The sequence below is a fragment of the Thermoplasmata archaeon genome, assembly GCA_038874435.1.
Taxonomy (GTDB): Archaea; Thermoplasmatota; Thermoplasmata; order Lutacidiplasmatales; family SKW197; genus SKW197.
In genome coordinates this window covers 18,038-39,058 of sequence record JAVZCK010000019.1, presented here as the reverse complement: position 1 = coordinate 39,058, position 21,021 = coordinate 18,038, and the positions used below count along the sequence as shown (strand labels likewise).

The following is a 21,021-nucleotide window of genomic DNA, read 5'->3' as shown; positions in this document are numbered from 1 at the left end:
CGATATATTTTTTTAGTTCGGACGATATATGGACTTGTTGTGTTGACATTCCATCCCCTCTGGTTGATTTTAGAGCGGGGATGGATTTTTTTCTATTCAAACTTTCTATGAACTTTCCGAAGTCATGTGCCCTGCCAAGAATAATTAAATATCCACTCGCATTTCATGTGGAGCGAACTATGAAAGAAGTAGCGATTATAACCCAGAACTGGAAATGTGGTGTGGGACACGGAACATTTGCATCTAATCTTCTAGCATATTTACCAACGGTTGCAAAAAAACAGGGGATAGAAGTTTCCATCGTCTCTATAAAGCCATTGTTTGAGCTTAAGATTAGAGAAAAGAAGGTCGGCGGTTATATCACAATCTGGCCTGTGAGATATTTAAAGCATCCTAAAGCTAAGATTGTGCATGCACTTGATGCCTACCTTGCAACTCCAAATACACGACTTATCACACTGCTGGACCTTGCACCTCTAAGATTTCCAGAACTATACTTAGGAAGTGCAAGTGCTAGAATGGAATGGAAGTACAGGAAAAAGATGTTGATGAAAGCAAGAATGCTGACAAGTATCAGTCAATTTTCAAAAAATGAGGCAAAAAGAATATTGGGAATTTCAGATGAGCGAATAAAAGTAATACCTTTGGGTGTGAATCACCAGAATTTTTTTGTTGAAAGAGTTGCGACTAAATGGAACCAAGCAGGGAAGATAAATCTGGTTACGGCGGGCAACAACGACCCGAGGAAAAATTTCCCACTTGTGGTTAAGGCCGTGGGGTTTTTGCAGGAGATGGGAAAAAATGTAAATTTCGTGCGATTTGGACCATCAGACTGGCCATTGGAGACCGAGAGAATAAGGAAAACAGCAAAAGAAAGTAATGTGCGATTGATTGAACCAGGGGTTGTTGGAGTAGATGTGCTTAGAAAAGTTTATTCCACATGTGATGTGTTTATCTGGCCAAGTATCTATGAGGGAATGGGATTGCCACCACTTGAAGCAATGGCATGCGGTGCAAAAGTTGTGGCTTTAGATACAGAGTTTAATAGAGAATTTCTCGGGGATGTACCAGTTTATGTGAAGAATGACCCCAAAGAGATGGCTGAAGGAATTCTTGAGGCATTGAAAATGGACATTGGGAGAAGAGGGATTCTGCAGGCAAGGAAGTATACCTGGGAAAAATGTGTACATGCGCATGTGCAGTTGTATCAGAAGCTATTGAGAGAATGGACTTAAATACTCGGAGAATATTCTCGCTTCATGAGTAAGATTGCGTTTATTACGGGCATAACTGGGCAGGATGGTTCCTATCTCGCAGAACTCTTGCTCTCTAAGGGCTATGAGGTCTATGGGCTTGTGCGAAGGCTTTCAGTACCCAATACTAAGAACATTGAACACATATTAGACAAAATCACATTGCTTGATGGTGATTTAACAGATCAGGGTTCGTTGATTGCTGCCCTTACTGTGTCTCAGCCAGATGAGATTTACAATCTGGCAGCGCAGTCATTTGTGCAAACCTCGTTTAAACAGCCAGTTCTCACTGCAGAGGTTACAGGTGTTGGTGTTGTCAGATTGCTCGAGGCAATGCGTGTGGCCTGTCCAGATGCAAGATTTTATCAAGCATCCACGAGTGAACTTTACGGTCTTGCCAAAGAGGTGCCCCAGAATGAGAACACGCCATTTCATCCCAGAAGTCCTTATGGTTTTGCCAAATTGATGGGATACTGGGCTACCGTGAACTACAGGGAAAGCTATGGTTTTCATGCCTCCAATGGAATTTTGTTCAACCATGAGTCGCCCAGAAGGGGAATTGAGTTTGTGACAAGAAAAATCACCGATGGTGTGGCAAGAATAAAATATGGGCTTGCAAACGAAATAATTTTAGGAAATTTGGATGCAAAACGGGACTGGGGGTATGCACCAGAGTATGTGGAGGCAATGTGGCTGATGCTTCAGCAAGATAAGCCAGATGATTATGTAATTGCTACTGGTGAGACCCACACAATCAGAGAATTTGTGGAGCTTGCATTCGAGTATGCTGGCATCGATAACTGGGAGAAATATGTCAAGACAGACCAGAAGTTTTACAGGCCTGCAGAGGTGCATGTGCTTTGCGGCGATGCCTCTAAGGCAAATAGAGTGCTGGGTTGGAAACCGAAAGTCACTTTTAAGGAACTGGTAAAGATAATGGTGGAGGCGGATTTGGAGAGGTATGGGAAAATAAAACAGTAGAGCAAAGGGGTGGACTTCATGAAACAATGGATACCCGTGGGAGATTTTAGAATCGGCGAGGAAGAAAGGAAAGCGATCTTGGAAGTTATAGATAGTGGTCGGATATCTGAAGGTAACAAACTATTACAATTTGAAAAAGGATTTTCAAATTACATTGGAACAAAATATTGTGTTGGAGTAAATTCAGGGACATCTGCACTAATTTGTACGCTGACTGCAATAAAGAATATGTTTAACATAAAAAGATATATTATTACCACACCTGTAACCTACATTGCAACCGTGAACTCAATAGTTTTGACAGGGTATACGCCCCTTTTTGTAGATATTTCTCTAGATAATTTTAACATCACAACTGAGAATATTAAACAAGCAATTGAGAGTAGGAGTGATGATATCGCAGCCGTACTACCAGTTCACCTGATGGGGTACTATTGTGAAGTTACGAATTTACTCCCCGACCTAAATGACAGAAAAATTCCATTGATTGAAGACTCGTCACAGGCCCATGGAACTAGATACCCTGATGGTAGCAGAACAGGTTCAAAAGGTCTATGTGGTACATTCTCATTTTACATAGCCCACAACATTCAGGCGGGAGAGATGGGTGCAATCACCACAAACAACGAAGAATTTTGGAGGATATGTAGGAAGGTAAAGGCTCATGGTAGAGCATGTGATTGTCTACTATGCACCCGAAATAAAGGGACCTGTCCCAAAATGAGCGGAGAAATGGACCCAAGATTCATGCATGAAATCATCGGGTATAACTTCAAGCTTATGGAATTCGCACCCGCTCTTGCCTTAGTTCAATTAGAAAAGGCAGACGAAATTGTGAAGAAAAGAAGCGAAAATGTCAGATATCTAAATGACTGTCTATCTAACTACTCTGATTTTTTAAGGATTCCCAAATTTGACCCGTTGGTAAGTTATTTAGCATATCCCCTTATCCTTGAGACTACCAAAGTATCTAGAACTAAATTTCAGAGATTGCTAGAAGCAGAGGGAATTGAAAGCCGCCCTATATTTGGGTGTATCCCTACCCAGCAGCCAGCATATTTACACATGAAGAAAGAATATGAAGGGAAACTTCCGAATGCAGAATATATCGGTAAAAATGGTTTTTATGTGGGATGTCATCAATATCTCAATGAAGAGGATTTGGATTACATGGTAAAAAGCTTTAAGCGTGTTATTTCCAGCATTTAGCACAATCTATCTTGACATAAAACTGCTCAGAGTATGTTCGTTGCGACTCAAGAGAACTTAAATTTTATGTGCCAGATAGCTTGAGAACACAAAAGAAAAATAATATATGCATCATGCATTTTATTACTTTTATGAGAAAAACAGATATAGCATGTATATTTGAACCTTCAGTACCAGAGGGTACTGGTCATGGTACTGTAATACGCAAACTTTTGCCGTTAATCTGGAAATACTGCCAGGAGAATGGAATATCAGTTACATTCTTTCCTTTAGGTCTGAAAGAAGCACAGAGAGGATATTTCATTAGAACATGGGTGAAAAGAATAACCCTATTTCCACAAGCGAAAATAGTACATGCATTCGACCCTGGTTGGGCCACCCTGAATACGAATTTTATCACATATTATGATATCTGGCCACTTAAACTGCCTCAATACGGAATAAAGGGATTAGGGGACAAAATAGACTGGCAAACGAGAATTTTAGCGTTGAAAAGGGCAAAGTGCATAGTTAGTATAAGTGAATGGTCTAAAAGGGAACTTGTAGAATATGCAAATATAAAGTCCCCAAAAATTCGTGTGATAAGACTCGGAATTGATCATGAAAAATATTATCCACAAAAGGAAAAGGGAGAATTTTTTTCTCCTTCAAAAATAAATATTCTTTCTGTCGGAAGCAACGAACCGAGAAAGAATTTTATCCTTGTAGCCAGATCACTTGAATACTTACGAGATAAAGGAATAGAATCTCGATTTGTTAGGTTTGGACCGACTATATGGAAAGAACAAAAGAAAGAGATCGCGGAGATAAAAAAGAAGAGTTTTGATATTGTTGAACCCGGTGTAGTTTCAGAGGAAGTATTACGGAGGCACTACTCTTCATGTGATGTTTTTGTGTGGCCAAGCATATATATAGAGAGCTTATCTTGTCTTGAGGCGTTGGCATGTGGTGCCAAGGTAGTAGTTTTGGACAAGGTGTTTAACAGAGAATTTCTAGGTGATGTTGCTGTATATGTAAAAAACAACGACCCTAAAGAATTTGCAGAGGGAATAATTGAGGCATTAAAGATGGATATAAAAAATAGAGGAATTGAACACGCAAAAAAGTATTCGTGGGAGAAAACAGCTGCAGAGTATGTAAAATGTTATAAAGAATTTCTATTGGCAAGATAGCTTTAAATATTGAAGAAATATTTCGGAAGAGTAAGGAGGCCACATAGTATGAAGAAACTGTTATCTTTCCTTATGGTGTTGCTAGTTTGCAGCACTGGATTGAGTGCGATGGCGAATGCAGAAAAAGCGAGGCATGAAAGAGACGTGGTATCTAGTATAGAAATTCCTGCCAACACATGGTATCCACTAACACAGGAATCAAAACCGTCTGCGAGATATCAGGCCGAAATGGTGTACTATGAAATTGCAGGTGTGTTTATTCTCTTTGGTGGGAGAACAGGTACGAACCAACAGAGCGGTGAGACCTGGGAATACAATCCGAAAACAAACACATGGCGGCTTTTGAACCCTTTAAACTCGCCACCAGCAAGGCTTGCTTTTGGCATGGCTTATGATACAATTAACCACAAGATTGTACTTTTTGGCGGCTTTGCAGGTACAAGTACCTTTTACTCAGATACATGGGTTTATGACTATTCAACAAATACATGGACAAATATGAATCCATCAGTAAAACCACCTAGTAGGTATGGATGTGAAATGGTCTTCGACAAGAAAAATGGAGTTTTTGTGCTGTTTGGTGGCGTGGATAGCAACTGGAATAGATTAAGCGATACATGGGTATATTCTTACGGTACAAACACATGGACACAGAAAATCACACAAAACACACCACCGAAAGCAGAGGACCCTGCGTTTGGGTATGATGAGAAAACTGGGAAATGCATTCTCTTTGGTGGTGCAAATGTGAGTTCACTTTTGAGCGAAACATGGGCTTATGACTATGCTCAGAACACCTGGCAGAAACTAAGTCCATTAGGGAGTCCCACTCCAAGATGGTTGGCTGAAATGGTTTTTGCGCCAACTATTCAAAAGCTTATACTGTTTGGTGGTGCCACTTCCGCAGATGAAAAAAGTTTTTCAAACGAGACATGGACCTATGATAGTGGAACGAACAGTTGGGTACAACTGAATTTCCAATCATTGCCAAGTGCGAGAGGAGGTTATGTTGTAGCAACTGACGGAAACAATCTTTATTATGTGGGTGGGCATGCGGGCAACAATCCTCTAGTACTCCTCAGTGATTCCTGGCTTTTTGATGCAACAAGTCTGCAGTGGTTCTGCCTTGAGCCCACAGAGAGACCCTCTGCGAGAAGACACATAGAAGTAGTTTATCACGAATCAGCAGATGTTTTCATTCTTTTTGGAGGTAGGACTAGCACAAATGCCCTAAATAGCGAAACCTGGGTGTACTATCCGAGAACTAACATTTGGCGAAATATGAATCCAGTTACTGCCCCCTCTCCAAGGGATTCATATGCGATGGCATATGATTCCTTGCACCACAAATTAGTGCTTTTTGGTGGACGCACATCGACAAACAGTTGTATGTCAGATACATGGGTTTATGATTATGGGACAAATTCCTGGTCTAGTGTCTATCCATCCGTAAGCCCACCTGGGAGATATGGGCATGAAATGGTTTTTGATAAGAAAAACGGTGTGTTTGTGATGTATGGAGGCGTGGGAACAGGATATACACACCTTAGTGACACATGGGTTTACGACTACTCTACAAATACCTGGACACAAAAATTAACATCTCAGAATCCAGGGGGCATTGAAGAACATGCTTTAGCGTACGACGAAAATAGCGGAAAGTGCATTCTTTTTGGCGGCAACACTGGCACATCACTTAAAGCAGAGACATGGGCATATGACTATAGCACGAACAGTTGGACCAAACTGCCAACCTCCATAGCACCATCAGGAAGATGGGTAGCAAAGATGTCGTATGTTAGCGTTCATCAAAAAATTATTTTGTTTGGTGGTGCATGTGGTGTGAGTGGGAGCCCCTACTCCAATGAAACATGGGCATACTCATACTCTGCAAATACCTGGATATTGCTGAATCTGAGCAAAGTTCCGCAAGCACGAGGTGCCCATGCACTGGCTACAGATGGGAAATCAGTGTATGTATTTTATGGCGATGCTGGAGCATACCCGACCCAACCTTTCAACGATACCTGGGTGTTGAATCTAGGCACAGCTCCAAGTCCACCAAGAAATCTTGTAGCAAAGGCTGGGCATGGCAAAATCTTTTTGCAATGGGAAACACCTGGAAGTGATGGAGGAAGTCCAATTACCAGCTACAAAATTTACAGAGGTACAAGCTCTGGCAATCTCACATATCTTACTACTGTTGGCAATCAACTCAATTATACGGATGCCGCTGTGACTGTAGGCACCACCTACTACTATGCTGTTAGTGCAGTGAATACTATTGGAGAAAGTGGATTGTCAAACGAGGCAAGTGCCACGCCATTATCTCCATCCGTACCCTCAGTACCGCGTAACTTTACAGTAGTTTCTTCTTTTGAAAATGTCACACTGGGCTGGGAACCTCCACTTGATGATGGAGGCACACCCGTAATTGGCTACAGGCTCTACAGGGGTAACACTTCTACAAATCTATTGCTTTATGCAGAACTCGGAAACCAGCTTACATACAAGGACACAAATGTGAGCGTTGGTAAGGTTTACTATTATGCTCTGAGCGCGCTGAACAACATTGGTGAGGGAAACAAGACAGGTGTGTTGGAAGCCGAGGTTTATGGCTATGGTGTTCCGTCATCCCCAAGGAATCTAGTAGCTGAAATCGGAGATAGAAAAATTACCCTCAGTTGGATACAGCCGGCAAGTGATGGTGGCAGTGCAATTACAAACTATCGGATTTACAGGAGCACAGCGTCTGGCACAGAAACACCATTTGCAATTATCGGTAACTTCACAACTTACACAGATACAAATGTAACAGCTGGCACAACATACTACTATCAGGTTGCAGCAATAAATGCAATTGGAGAAGGAAACAAATCGAATGAGGCAAACGCAACTGCAGCAACCACACCAGCACCACCAAAGAATTTAACTGGGTACTTTGACGCAGCAGGAAGTGTGGTGAGAATTGCCTGGCAACCTCCTTCAGATACAGGCGGAATTCAAATATCTGGCTACAAGGTTTATCGTGGGCTTGTAAGTGGAGCTGAGACATATCTGGACAGCGTAAGTGCCCTTGCTTATGTAGATGCGACTGTGCAGTTCGGTAGAACATACTATTATGTGGTGAGGGCCTATAACACAGTGGGCGAAAGCCCTGCCTCCAACGAAATTTCTGTGCTTACTGGCTATCTTCCCTCCCAGCCCCGTTTCCTGACTGCTTCAGTTCTGGATAAGAATGTTACTCTTACCTGGGTGATGCCATTAGATACTGGCTATTTCCCAATCACAAACTACAGAATTTACAGAGGCACTGAACCAGGCAATCTTTCTCTGATTGCAGTCAATGCTAACATAACCTCCTACACAGACACGCTCTCAACAGGTGGAACTTATTACTATGCTGTAAGTGCTGTGAATGCAGTGGGAGAAGGTGCAAAATCCGATGTTGTGAGTGCAAGTGTGATTGGTGCACCAGGTAAGGTAAGAAATCTCACTGCTGAAGGAAAAGCTGGAAAAATAGTGCTTACATGGGAGGCCCCACTGAGTGATGGTGGAAGCCAGATCACGAATTATCAAGTTTATAGGGGCATGAGTCCAGACAATCTCTCGCTTCTTGCTACACTAGGAGTCCAGTATTCGTACACAGACACAAACATTATCTCTGGCACAGATTACTTCTATGCGGTGAGTGCGGTAAATGGTTATGGAGAGGGACTTCTTTCCGATGTGGTGAGTGCAAAAGCGATTGGTGTGCCAGGCAAAGCCCAGTATTTGGAAGCAGTTGCTGGCAATGGAACTGTGAATTTAAGCTGGTATCCTCCATTGAGCGATGGTGGGAGCCAGATAATCAAATACAACATTTACAGGGGCCTAAATGAGACCAACCTGACGAAGATTGCAGAGGTCAATACTACAACTTACATGGACAAAAATCTGAAGAACGGTGTCAGATACTACTATGCAGTGAGTGCTGAAAATGCTGCTGGAGAAAGCGAGAAGGCAATTGTGAGCGTGGTGCCTTTCACAGTGCCAGGCAAGGTGCTGAATCTTCGTGTGGTGAGCAAATTGCTCTGGATAACGCTAGAATGGAGCAAGCCCACAGACGATGGCGGTTCAAACATCACAGCTTACAGAATTTACAGATGGGTAGATGGTGAAAACGAGACCTTGCTTGAGGAAGTGAGTGCTGGCAACACAACATACATTGACATTAGTGTGGAGCCGGGAAAGAGTTATCACTACAGGGTCTCTGCAGTAAATGGAGCAGGAGAAGGTGAAAAATCAAATGAAATCACGGCAACAGTTGAGACAGGCGAAGCAATCGTCAACACCTGCATTCTTGGTATTCTGCTGGTTGTGATTGCTGGAATTGTAGTTGTAGTCCTTCTTATCTACTTCTTGTTCCTCAGAAAGAAAAAGGCAAAACCAGAAATGCAGAGAGCTCAGCAAAAAAATAGGCAATACTGAATCATTTCGTGATGAGGGTACCAGTCCTTCCTTCCAGTGCCTCCCTCAATTTTTCTCCTGAGGTAATCAGCACCTTTTCTCCACCTCGCTGCAGGAATCTGATTGAGGCAAGAATCTTCGGACCCATGCTTCCGCTCGGGAACTGTCCTTCAGCGAAGTATTTTTCAGCATCAGAAAGCGAGAGATGCGAAAGGGATTGCTGGTTTGGTTTGCCAAAGTTAAGACAGACCTTTTCCACATCTGTTAAAATTACAAAAAATTTCTCCTCAATTGCATTTGCAAGCACACTGGAGGCAAGGTCCTTATCAATAACTGCCTCAACCCCTTTGTAGCCAGAGGATGTTCTTATTACAGGGATTCCTCCACCCCCAGCAGCAATCACAACATATTCCTGGTTTTGCCCGGAAAATACCAGACGCTTAATTGCCTCCTTTTCCACAATATCTATAGGTTCTGGTGAGGGCACAACTCTCCTGAATCCTCCTCTTGCCTTATCCTCCTTCATAACCCAGCCCTTCTCTTTCATCAACTTTTCAGCAACATCCGCAGGGTAATATTGCCCGACTGGCTTTGTTGGATTTTTGAATGCTGGGTCGTTTTCGTTGACAACAACTTGCGTCACAATGGACACTACGGTTTTATTCAGTTTCTCAATTGCAAGCAGGTTCGTGAGGGTTTGCTGGATCAGGTACCCCAGAAGTCCCTGTGACATTGCACCGCAAACATCCAGTGGCATAGTGGGCACCTGCTCTTTGCTTAACTCATTCTGGAGGAGGATGTTACCCACCTGGGGGCCATTCCCATGCGTGATTACGATGTCATAGCCGTCCTTAATCATTTTTACCAGATAGGGCATGCTGTTGTAGAGGTTTGCAAATTGCTCCTCAGCACTGCCTCTTTGCCCTGCCCTTAAGATTGCATTTCCACCGATTGCAACTACCGCAGTTTTTGTAATGATAATACCCCCTTTCAGGTTTTGAAAGGTAAATTGAAGTAAATACCTGGAGATATATATAAATAGCCCTAAAATCTCCATTGCCCGATGAAATACTTTGGCAGCTCAGGGATAAGGGGGATTATAAACTCCGAACTGACTTTAGAACTTTCAATGGCAGCGGGTAGAGCTGTTGGCAGCAGTTATCCAAATGTGCTGGTCGCTACAGATACAAGAACCTCGAGGAACATGATTGAAAAGGCATTCATATCAGGAATAATGGCATCTGGTGGCAATGTGGTTGATTTGGGCATTGCACCAACACCTGTTGCTGGCTATTTGGCTAGATTCTTTGATTGCTGTGCTGTAATTACGGCATCGCACAATCCCCCAGAATACAACGGAATTAAACTCATAAACCCTGATGGGTCAGGCTTCTCTGAAAAGCAGATGGCAGAGATAGAGGAGGTAATTGAACGGAAAAACTGCAGAAATCCAGGATATGAATTTATTGGCAGATACTCAACAGCATATCATCTGAAAGAAAGATACATTGAAAAATTGGTTGCCGAGTTCGGAAAAATCGAAAAGAAGGTAGTGATAGATGCTGGAAATGGGGCCGCTGGTGAATTTACACCAACAATCTTGAGAATGCTGGGATGCCAGGTGCTTTCGCTGAATGCCCAGCCAGATGGCACCTTTCCCTGGCGTGAGAGCGAACCAGTTCCCGAGCACTTGAAGACGCTTTCCAGAACAGTTGTGGCTGAAGGTTGTGAGGCAGGAATTGCCCATGATGGAGACGCAGACAGAGTTGCTGTTATAGATGAGCAAGGAAATTATGTGGAGCCAGATTTGATTCTCTGCCATTTTGCAAGGCAATTGCCCAAGGGAAAGGTCGTGGTGAGCATTGACACTACTTCTGCGGTTTATTGGTTGTTGGGGGAGGAAAGAGTGGAGGTGACAAAAACTGGCGATGTGTTTGTAAGTGCAAAATTACGTGAGCTGAACGGAGTTTTTGGAGGCGAACCCTCTGGCACATATATCTTTCCGCAGCATTCTTATTGTCCAGATGGAATTTACGCCGCAGTGAAATTGCTTTCTGAAGAGGGTAAACGCATTTCGGAAATGGTTGCGAATATTCCAAGGTTACACATCAAGAAAGGGAGTGTAAAATACCAGAAGGAAAGGCGTCTGGAGATTGAAAAGAAGGTTTTTGAGGCATTGAGGGAGCTTGGAGGCAGAGCTTTTACAGTTGATGGCCTGAAGTTGATTTTTGAGGATGGTGCATTGCTTGTGCGTTTCTCAGGCACAGAGCCAAAAATCAGAATTTTTTCAGAGAGCAGGAGTGCAGAGAGATGCGAAAAGATTTATGAGCAGGCAATGGATGTGGTGAAGAGGTGCATAGCTTGAAGGCAGTTGTGCTTGCAGCAGGTGAGGGGAAAAGGTTAAAACCCCTTACAGCGAAAACGCCAAAGCCATTACTTCCAGTTGCAGGTAAACCATTGCTTCTCCACATTCTAGACGCCCTGAAAAATGCAGGAATTGAAGAAATTGCGATTGTGGTGCATCAGCAGGAAGCGCAGTTCAGGGAGATGTTAGAGGGGAAGGAGGGAATAACCCTGATCAGACAGGAGAAGCAAGCAGGGACTGGAGATGCGGTGAAAACAGTTAGAAAATTCTGTGATGGAAATTTTCTTTGCCTCAATGGGGACATTGTTTTTGAGGAAGAGATTTTGAAAGAGGTGTTGGCTAAAGGAAAGGGTGGGAAAAATGTGCTTGCTGCGGTGAGGAGAGAGAATACCTTGGAGTATGGGGCTATAGAATTTGATGGTGAGGATGTGGTAAAAATCCATGAAAAGGCAAAGGTTAAGGGAGACTATATTAACGCAGGGATTTATTATTTCACACCCGAAATTTTCGAGGCACTGGATAAAATAAAGGTTTCGGCGAGGGGAGAGTATGAGTTAACAGATGCAATAAACTTGCTAGCGTCCGAAAAGAAAGTGGTTTCTGTTAAGAGTGCTGGTGCATGGGAGGACATAGGGAAGCCCTGGGATTTGTTGAAGGCCAACGAAATTTTGTTGAGTAAGGTTCAGAGAAAGATTCTGGGAGAGGTGGAGGAGTATGCAGTTGTGAAAGGAAATGTGGTGATTGAGGAAGGCACTGTGGTGCACTCTGGCAGCTATATCGTAGGGCCAGTTTACATTGGGAAAAATTGCCGAATTGGCCCTAATGCTTACATCAGGCCAAGCACATACATTGGTGATAACTGTCACATTGGTAATGCCAGTGAAATCAAAAACTCAATAATTATGTCAAACTCAAATGCACCACACTTCAATTATGTGGGAGACAGTATCATTGGAATGCGAGTGAATCTCGGTGCAGGCACAAAAATTGCAAATTTGCGGCTGGATGGAAAGGAGATTCATTCTTATGTTCAGGGAGTGAAGGTGCAAACAGGGTTGAGAAAATTTGGTGCAGTGATTGGCGACGATTGCAAGCTCGGGATAAATTGTTCTGTGAACCCGGGCACAGTTTTGAGCGAGGAGTGCTGGGTGGGCGCAGGGAGGGCTGTTGAGGCCAGATGTTATTCACCAAAAACAAGGATAATTTGAGGGACGGGCATGGCAGAGGGTCGGGAAGTTATAGCAAGAGGTGCAGAATCCATAATTTACAGGACAAAATTTTTTGAGCTGGAGGCGGTGGTGAAGGAGCGAATTGCCAAGGGTTACAGGCATCCAGAAATTGATTTTGACTTGAGGAAAGCGAGGACAAAGGCAGAGGCACGCTTGATGCATGCAGCAAGATGTGCAGGTGTGGCAGTACCGTTAATTCTGGATGTGGATGAATTTAAGATTGTTATGGAATACATACCAAGCCCTAATCTGAAGCGTCAGATTGGGAGTATGGATGAGGAAGAGCAGAGAAAGGTGCTGGAGGAGATTGGAAGGGTGATTGCAAAATTGCATCAGAGTGACATTGTGCATGGGGACTTAACAACATCCAACATGCTTCTTTACGAAGGTAAGCTCTATCTGATTGATTTTAGCCTGGGTTCAAAGAGCAGAAGTACGGAGGCAAAAGGTGTGGACTTGCATTTGCTGAGAGAGGCATTCTTGAGTGCCCATGCAGAGATTTTTGATAAATTTGAGGTTGTGCTGGAGAGTTACGCAAGCCACTATTTGCACGCTTGTGCGGTAATTGAGAAAATGCATGAAATTGAGTTGAGGGGCAGGGGGCATCCAAAGAGGTTGCGTGGTGGAAAAGAGAAGTGAGGAACATTTTTATTTCACTTGCTTATTCGGGCAATAGGTGAATCCTATGACTGAAAAAATTACGCTAGGGCAGATGATTGATAGGGACGCTGTTGCCTTTCCAGAAAGAGACGCAGTGGTCTTTGGTGATTTGCGCTGGACCTATGCCCAGCTGCATGAAAAAGTCTCGCAATTCGCATGTGGGCTCGTGAAATTGGGTGTGAAGAAGGACGACAAAGTTGGTTTGTGGATGCACAATTTTCCGGAATGGATTGTCGCCTGGTTTGCCATTCCAAAAATCGGGGCAGTCGTGGTGCCGATGGACACATGGTATAAGCCCTCTGAGGCAGAATACATTCTTGGACACTCAGATTCGGTTGCAGTGGTGACCTCAGAACCATTTGCAAATGTGGACTTTATAAAGATGATGGAGGAGATTAAGCCGAAACTTCCTAAGCTTCAGCATGTAATTGCGAGGGGCACAAACATAGGCAACGCAATGAATTTTGAGGAAGTTCTGAAACTCGGGAGCGATTGGAAGACCAACGAAGAGTTCCAAAAAAGAATTGCTGAGCCAAAACCAGATGAGGTTACCTTCATTCTTTACACTTCAGGCACAACTGGGAAACCAAAGGGTGCGATGCTCACTCATCACAACATTTCCAGAAATGCAAGGGACATCGCAGAGATTCTTCGGATGAGTTACAAAGATAAACTTTTGATTTGTGTGCCGTTCTCCCATTGCTTTGGCTGTGTGCTTAGCATCACTGTTTCTGCAAGTGTAGGTGCCTGCATGGTCCCTCTTGTTGCATTTGACCCTGAAGAAGTACTGAAAACAGTCGAGAAGGAGAAATGCACAGTTCTTCATGGTGTGCCCACAATGTTCATCAGGGAGCTTGCAGTTCTTGAAAAGAAGAAGTATGACACGACATCTTTGAGAACTGGAATAATGGCAGGTGCACCCTGCCCAGTTGAGACCATGCAGGGTGTGATGGAAAAGATGCACTGCAATGTCTCAATTGTTTATGGTTTAACTGAGGCATCGCCTGCAGTCACTGCAACTAGATTTGATGACTCAATCAAAGACAGGGTGGAAACTGTTGGAAGGGCTATACCTGATGTTGAAGTGAAAATTGTAGATGCAGATAGAAAGGAGGTGCCAAGGGGAACACCTGGAGAGCTTGCCTGCAGAGGCTACAACATAATGAAGGGTTACTACAAAAATCCAGAGGCAACAAAGGAAGCGATAGACGAGGAGGGCTGGCTCTATACTGGTGATATGGCTACAATGGATGAGCGTGGCTATGTACGGATTGTGGGCAGGATAAAGGACATGGTGATTGTGGGTGGTTTCAATGTGTACCCACGAGAAATTGAAGAGTTGTTGCTCCAACACCCGAAGATTTTGGATGTGACGGTTGTAGGTGTGCCAGATAAGGAGCTAGGCGAGGTAGTAGCTGCACTCGTAATTCCAAAGAAAGGAATTGAGTTGAAGGAAGAAGAGGTCGTGGATTTTCTCTATGGTAATGTGGCCAGTGCAAAGGTTCCAAGGTATGTGCAAGTTGTCGAGTCATTCCCCGTGAGTGGTAGGGGAAAGGTGCTGAAGTATGTGATTCGGGAGGAATTGAAGAAGAAGATTGCTGCAGGAGACCCTACAATCAAGAAGGTAGTGCCCACAGCAGTCAAAATGAAGGCACGCCAGGCAAAGGTGCCGCAAATTACCGATGAACTGATTAAGGCGGGCAAATTCAGGGCTGAGAAGAGAGAAATCCTTGAGAAATTTTTGGTTTCGATCAACGATGAGCAGGAGGCCTTGTTCAGGAAGTTGATTGAGTAGAGTCCTTCCTCAGCACATAATCCCTTGAATAGAGAAACTCTCTGAATGCCTGCCAGGCATCATCATCACCCACGAACTCTTCCAGATGGATTTCCTTCCCCTTTTTCCTTGCATCAGCAAAACCGACAATCCTGCCAGAGGATACCACAATGTATGGATTTGAGATGCCAGAAATTTTTTTCAGAATTGGTGAGAAAAATTTGACAATTCTATCTTCCGAGGGAATCACACCCGTGAACTGGCAATCCTCAGTTTCCAAAATTTCAGGGTTTATGTAGAAGAGGACATCAAGTTCCTTCACTGCAAAACCTACTCTGCACCTTCCCTCAAGAGCTAAACCGGTGCAGACCTCCAGGGCCTCTGCTTTTCCAATGGCATTCTTCGTGTAACCCGAAATCAGGGTGGGGCTCACAATGCCGAATGTGGAAATCAGGTGCAGGATGAACTCCCTCATCGCTTTTTCATGTTCTGTGCTAGGCGTCACCCTCAACTTCCTATCCCTCTCTTCATAAATCAGATTATGTTTCAACATCTGGTTAATCGTAGTTCTGAACTTTCTATAAGAAAGAGAGACCTCAGCATACACCTCCTCCTCATTTTTCCCCTCACCGATATGGGCCAGCACCTCTTGGATTTCTGGGGTAAGACGCAAGTTTTTTATTCCCCTGACCAAGCTCATCTGCTCAATGTTCATGTAGGCATTTGCAGAGAGTCCATGAGCATAATAAATCCCTTTTATTTCATCTGGAGGAACCGGAAATTTAGCGCGGAGTTTAACCTCCTCATGATTGTGGACGCCCCAGAGTTCCCTAATAAGCTGTGTTGTTGTTTCAATCCTTCTGTAAATTTTCTGGAGAGTAAGTATCTTCGGAAAGAGTTCTCCGAAGCCAAGGCACATTGTAACATACTCTGCTTTTGAATAGACCCATTTTCCATTCGAAGCGATAAAGTTGTCCGGTAGTGAACCTGGACCGGAGACCTTGTGAATGCGGGCCACTAGCATCTTCTTGCATTTCACATAATAATCCAGCCATTTTCCAAGTTTCTCAGGCAGACAATCCCCAACGAAATCAAGTTCATGGATTTCAAGAACTCCATCTTTCACTTCTGCGTTCATCAGAGCCGCGGGTTCGCTATTTTCTAGATACACAAGATTCTTCTCACCATATTTCCCGAAAATTTCTGCCCACTTGGTTTCGAGCAAGGGGTCATTCACAGGGAGCAAAATAGATTCAGGCAGTTTGTTTGTCTCGAGTTTATCAGTTGTGAATACAGTGCGTTCAGTTCCAATTATTTTCGCCCTCTTGATTCGACCCTTTGCAGCAAGGTTGCTTGCAATTGCATGAATTCTCTCGTAGGGCAGATTGAGATATCTAGACAATGTTTCAACAGAGACAGCACCAAATCCATTCACGAGGCGAGAGATGACTTCTTCTTCCTTTGTTTCCTCCATCTGGACTTTCGGAATCGCTACATAATTCAAGGTTTCACCTTGCACTCTTCGCACCAACGCAATGCCTTCTAACTTATCTAAAATTTCTCTAAGCAGTTTACTGGAAAGTCCAGAAAGCTTGCGAAGTTCTGAGAACCCCAAAGGATTTGCAAGCAATTCCAACACTTTTTTCTCATTTTGGGAGAGAGGGGTGAAATACAGGGACTGAAGCAGAGGAAGGTCAGAAGGCAGCACGAAAGCGCTTCTACCTCCGAGAAAACGGCCATGGACCACCTTTTCTTCTGCAATCCATCTATCCCATTCTTCAGGTGTCATTATTTTCCTTGCGAATAATGAATATGGGTCTCGAACGCCAAGATAATTCTCAAAGAATTTTTTCGGAGAGTCCAATGATAATGTTGCAATTGTGACTCTTGTCTGCACCTCCTTCTGGCTGATGTATTCGCTCTCCTTCCCCATAACGAATTCGAGGAATCGCGCGTTTAGGAATTTTTCTGCGTCATTGTATATCACAGGAACTAGCGTACCTTCGAGAAGCAATTCATCTAGAATTTTTTCTACTTGTTTCTCTGAAAGCGTGAGCATCTTGGCAAATTCATTTTCCTCAAATGGAAATGTAGAAAGTAGCTCAACTAACATCTTAGCAAGTCCGCGCTTTCTTTCTGAACTGGGGTCTAGAGCTATAAATTCTGCGTATATCGATTGAGCATCTGAGGAAAGATAGACCTTCCTCTCCATCAAACAGATACAGTGCACTTTTTTTTCATCAATCAGTTTTTCAAGATTTAAATCATAATTCCAGTAACTGCGATACTGTCTTATGAACTCCAATGCGGCATTCTCGTTTTCGAAGGCAATGTTCAGGAGGTCATGGGATATGATATATTTTTTAAGGGCAGCTCGACTCTTCAATTTTCTAAGATTGTCTGTCAAGAAGCCACTATCCCTTGCCAAGTTGCTGAGCATTTCAATTGCAAACGGTGAGAGTTTACCTTCTGGGCCTTTCTCTATTCTAATACTTCCGTTCCTAAGCCCATGTACAATCTGAAGGGCACCATGTACATCTATTATTTGCAAATTTTCCTTGACAGCTTCTCTGTAAATTGGATTGTTATGACTGGTAGTTGCAAGCAGTTCCTCGGCCGCTTTTGAACTTTTAGTAGATGAAATTTTTTTTCCACGGATACGGTTCAAAATAAGAAGAGACCTTGCAGCACACTGTTTAAATCTAGTTCGAAACACATCTGAAGAGAGAATATTCTGCGTCACAATTTTCTCGAAATTTTCTGGTTTAAGGCAATCTTTAACTGAAATGCAGTCATTGGTTTGTATTGAAAAACCGTTATCATCAACCATAACTTCAGGTTTTACCTGCTGTTTTGCAGCGATATATCTGGCTAATGCCTCATTCACTCTTCGCCCAAAGGGAGAAAGTATCACAGTAGCTACCTTTTCTCCTTCTATTATGTACTCTTCTACAATTCTGTTTTTCTCTGGGATTCCAATTTCTTCCTGCTTTCTAAGCGAATCCATGATTTCATCGATTACCTCTGGATTTTCTAGATAGCTTAAGAGAAATGTTCTTCTCTCATTCTCTTCCATCCTTGCAAGTTTGCCGAGCAGTTCTATGAATGCCTCTGAGAGTTCTTTGCTTCTTGCGTTTAACTCACCAACCCATGAAGGAACAGTTGCACTCTTCTCCTTGCTTTCCCTTACAAAAACTTTACTTGCAGAGCGTCGCACGAACTCATAGACTTTCGCACCCAGCACAAAGGTATCACCCGCCTTGAGAAACTCTACAAATCTTTCAGAGAGTGTGCCAAGCGATTCGCCAAACTCGTCAAACACCTCGTAATTGTGTTCCTGTGGTATTGTGCCAACATTTTCATAAAATACACTCGCAGCCCCTTTTCGTGTTTTAAATTCCTCAAGTTTCATTTCATAGTCAACAAGGGGTCTTTTAGCTCTAGATATCGCTTCAAGCACGTTCTCTAGGTCTCGTTTCTTAAGGTTATGATAGGTGTATGACCTCTTTAGAATTCTAAGTACATCTCTTATCTTCCATTCCAGATGAATTCCAATTCCGACGAGCACCTGGGCGAGCACATCAGATGGTTTTTCAGGGATTTCAATATTATCCAACTCTCTCCTCTGAATTTTCATTATTATCGCTGCACACTCGAGCAAATCTTGAATACTTGTAGAGATAAAATAGCCCTTTGAGCTTCCTCCGAGAAAGTGTCCTGCTCTTCCAAAGCGCTGAATTGCCTTTGAGATGGATTTCGGAGAAGAAATTTGGATAACGCAGTCGGCACTACCTATATCAATTCCAAGTTCCAACGATGTAGAAGTTACCACAGCACGCAGTTCTCCTTTTTTCAGAGAGTCCTCAGTTTCTAACCGTCTTTTCCTGCTTAGACTTCCATGATGTGCATCAATTGCAACAATGCCAAGCGAACGCAAAACCTGGACGAATTCCTCTGTCAGTTTTCGTGTGTTCGTGAATATCATCACAGTTCTATGTTTCTCGATGATTTGGGCACAGATTCTAGCGATCTGGAGAATTCCTTCTTCTTTGCTTTTGTTTCCAATTCCTCTGGGGAAGATTATTTTAAGTTCATACTCTTTCGTGGTTCCTAAATTCAGGATTTCCACATTTCTTGGTTTTCTGCCAGAATAACCTCCAAGAAATTTGCCGATTTCCCCTATCGGCGACTGTGTGGCTGAAAGCCCGATTCTCACGAAGCCAGGGGAGAGTTCCTCAAGAAATTCAAGTTCCGCAGAGAGCAGAGAACCACGCTTCGTAGCACAAAGTTCGTGGATCTCGTCTAAAACAACATATTCAACACCGTGGAGGTGAGGTAGAAATCTCACAGAATTTAGAAGGAGTGTGAAGGACTCGGGAGTAGTGATTAGAATGTGGGGTGGACGCTTTAGCATGCCTGTTTTCTCTCTTTTTGGAGTATCGCCTGTTCTCACCGCGACCCTTATGGTTTCATCAAGCATCATTTCGCTCAACGGCAGAAGCAGGTTTTTACGGACATCATTTGCTACCGCCTTCAGAGGTGAAATGTAGATGCAATAAACCCTATCTTCGAGAAGGCCTTTTTCAGCCAGTGTCATGAGTTTGCTTAATATGCCTAGAAAAGCGCTCAGTGTCTTGCCAGATCCAGTTGGTGCACATATGAGCACATTTCTACTCTCAAGAATTCTAGGAATTGCTTCTTTTTGAGCAGGAGCAAGATGTCTATGCCTCGCTCTAAACCAAGAGGCAATTTTTGGATGCAGTTTCTTGAGAATCTCTTTATCTGTTGTGAGGACCTCTGCCCGCATACCAATCAAATCTCACAACTATATAGATAGTTGAATATGAATGTTTCTATAGAACGCCAATCAGAAAATTCCTTAGTTCTTGAAGGGCCCTACCCCTATGAGAAATTTTGTTCTTTTCTTCTGTAGGAAGTTCTGCAAATGTCCGGCTATAGCCCTTAGGGACAAAAATCGGGTCAAACCCAAAACCACCAGAACCCCGAGGTACATCTACAATTGTGCCCTCACACACACCTTTGAAAAAGTAATTCTTGTTGTTGAGGCGAAATCCGAAGAGGCATTCAAAGCGTGCATTTCTGTTCTCAACGCCCTCCATTAACTTGCAGATTCCGTTCACTCCGATTGTTCTATAAACATATGAAGAATAAACACCAGGGAAACCAGAAAGTGCGTCTATAAAAAGGCCAGAGTCATCTACAAGACAGTTGCTAAAATTTTTATCAACAGAATCAAGCTTTCCAGCTACCACAGCTTCAAGAGAATCTGCCTGAATTTCTAGTAAATCCAGTTTTTGCATTTCAAAATTAACGTTTAGATTTTCAAAGAACTGCACGATTTCCGCAAATTTGCCAGAATTCGTGGTAATGACACTAATCCGCATTCAATCAAAACCCTCGAATGCCATGATTTCCGAGACATTCTTTCTTCCAGTGGGTTCTGGCGTTTCATCAGGATACCCAAGGGGAGTAATTGCTACAATTCTCACATCATTGCCTAATCCAAGAACTTCCTTTACTTTATCTTCATTGAAGTTTCCAATCCAGCATGTTCCAAGTCCCAGTGACCAAGCAGCCAGCATCAGGTAAGTCGTCGCAATCGAGACATCCACTACAAACGCGCTGATCCAGTTTCCTATGTTGGCCTGGCTTTCGTCAGGGAGTCCACAAGCAACAATCACAACTGGGGCTTCATGTATGAATTTCTGGTTGTTACAGTACTGGGCAATCCTTCTCTTCTTTTCCTCATCCCTTACAACCACAAATTTCCATGGCTGGGCATTGTGGGCAGAGGGCGCATGTCTCACCATCTGAAAAATTTTCTTTATCAATTCGTCATCAACCATCTGGCTCTTGTATTTCCTTATACTTCGCCTCGTCTTCATTACCTCAAACAGGTCCATGAGAA

At 43.3% G+C, this 21,021-nt stretch carries 13 protein-coding genes; 9 read left to right on the top strand and 4 right to left on the bottom strand.

What is annotated here, in order from left to right; translation table 11 throughout:
- Positions 1-179 precede the first annotated feature (179 nt).
- The 5 genes from QXD64_07305 (at position 180) to QXD64_07285 (ending at position 9,085) form a co-directional block, all read left to right on the top strand.
- Positions 180-1,235 (top strand): glycosyltransferase family 1 protein, encoded by a 1,056-nt coding sequence (locus QXD64_07305; GenBank protein MEM3397118.1) that lies wholly within the window; start codon positions 180-182, stop codon positions 1,233-1,235.
- A 24-nt stretch (positions 1,236-1,259) separates the two neighbouring features.
- Positions 1,260-2,234 (top strand): GDP-mannose 4,6-dehydratase, encoded by a 975-nt coding sequence (gene gmd / locus QXD64_07300; GenBank protein ID MEM3397117.1) that lies wholly within the window; start codon positions 1,260-1,262, stop codon positions 2,232-2,234.
- 18 nt (positions 2,235-2,252) lie between these two features.
- On the top strand, positions 2,253-3,443 hold the full coding sequence (locus tag QXD64_07295; protein MEM3397116.1) for a DegT/DnrJ/EryC1/StrS family aminotransferase: 1,191 nt from the start codon (positions 2,253-2,255) through the stop codon (positions 3,441-3,443).
- Positions 3,444-3,574: 131 nt separating this feature from the next.
- Positions 3,575-4,615 carry a glycosyltransferase gene (locus tag QXD64_07290; GenBank protein MEM3397115.1) on the top strand — a complete coding sequence of 347 codons (1,041 nt, stop codon included), beginning with the start codon at positions 3,575-3,577 and terminating at the stop codon, positions 4,613-4,615.
- 48 nt (positions 4,616-4,663) lie between these two features.
- The gene (locus QXD64_07285) at positions 4,664-9,085 is read left to right on the top strand and encodes a kelch repeat-containing protein (protein MEM3397114.1); all 4,422 of its coding nucleotides are present in this window, start codon (positions 4,664-4,666) and stop codon (positions 9,083-9,085) included.
- A gap of 1 nt (position 9,086) precedes the next feature.
- Here QXD64_07285 and arcC read toward each other — a convergent pair whose 3' ends face one another.
- Positions 9,087-10,040, bottom strand: coding sequence for a carbamate kinase (arcC, locus tag QXD64_07280; protein MEM3397113.1), 954 nt, complete (start codon positions 10,038-10,040; stop codon positions 9,087-9,089).
- A gap of 87 nt (positions 10,041-10,127) precedes the next feature.
- Between arcC and glmM the strand changes: the two genes are divergently transcribed.
- The 4 genes from glmM to QXD64_07260 are packed head-to-tail and all read left to right on the top strand — an operon-like array spanning position 10,128 to position 15,113.
- Positions 10,128-11,429, top strand: a complete 1,302-nt coding sequence (gene glmM, locus QXD64_07275) for a phosphoglucosamine mutase (GenBank protein ID MEM3397112.1) — start codon at positions 10,128-10,130, stop codon at positions 11,427-11,429.
- Complete coding sequence (locus QXD64_07270) at positions 11,426-12,637, top strand: sugar phosphate nucleotidyltransferase (GenBank protein MEM3397111.1); 1,212 nt, start codon at positions 11,426-11,428, stop codon at positions 12,635-12,637. Before glmM ends, QXD64_07270 begins: the two co-directional genes overlap by 4 nt.
- Positions 12,638-12,646: 9 nt before the next feature.
- Positions 12,647-13,297, top strand: a complete 651-nt coding sequence (locus QXD64_07265) for a KEOPS complex kinase/ATPase Bud32 (protein MEM3397110.1) — start codon at positions 12,647-12,649, stop codon at positions 13,295-13,297.
- A 46-nt stretch (positions 13,298-13,343) separates the two neighbouring features.
- A complete protein-coding gene (locus QXD64_07260; GenBank protein MEM3397109.1) occupies positions 13,344-15,113 on the top strand; it encodes an AMP-binding protein in 1,770 nt (589 codons plus the stop codon).
- Here QXD64_07260 and QXD64_07255 read toward each other — a convergent pair.
- Genes QXD64_07255 through QXD64_07245 form a run of 3 tightly spaced genes read right to left on the bottom strand, consistent with a single transcriptional unit; the run spans position 15,094 to position 21,016 of the window.
- A complete protein-coding gene (locus QXD64_07255) occupies positions 15,094-19,899 on the bottom strand; it encodes a DEAD/DEAH box helicase (GenBank protein MEM3397108.1) in 4,806 nt (1,601 codons plus the stop codon). The genes QXD64_07260 and QXD64_07255 overlap by 20 nt on opposite strands.
- A 46-nt stretch (positions 19,900-19,945) precedes the next feature.
- On the bottom strand, positions 19,946-20,497 hold the full coding sequence (locus QXD64_07250) for an XTP/dITP diphosphatase (protein ID MEM3397107.1): 552 nt from the start codon (positions 20,495-20,497) through the stop codon (positions 19,946-19,948).
- Positions 20,498-21,016 (bottom strand): nitroreductase family protein, encoded by a 519-nt coding sequence (locus QXD64_07245; protein ID MEM3397106.1) that lies wholly within the window; start codon positions 21,014-21,016, stop codon positions 20,498-20,500.
- Positions 21,017-21,021 lie beyond the last annotated feature (5 nt).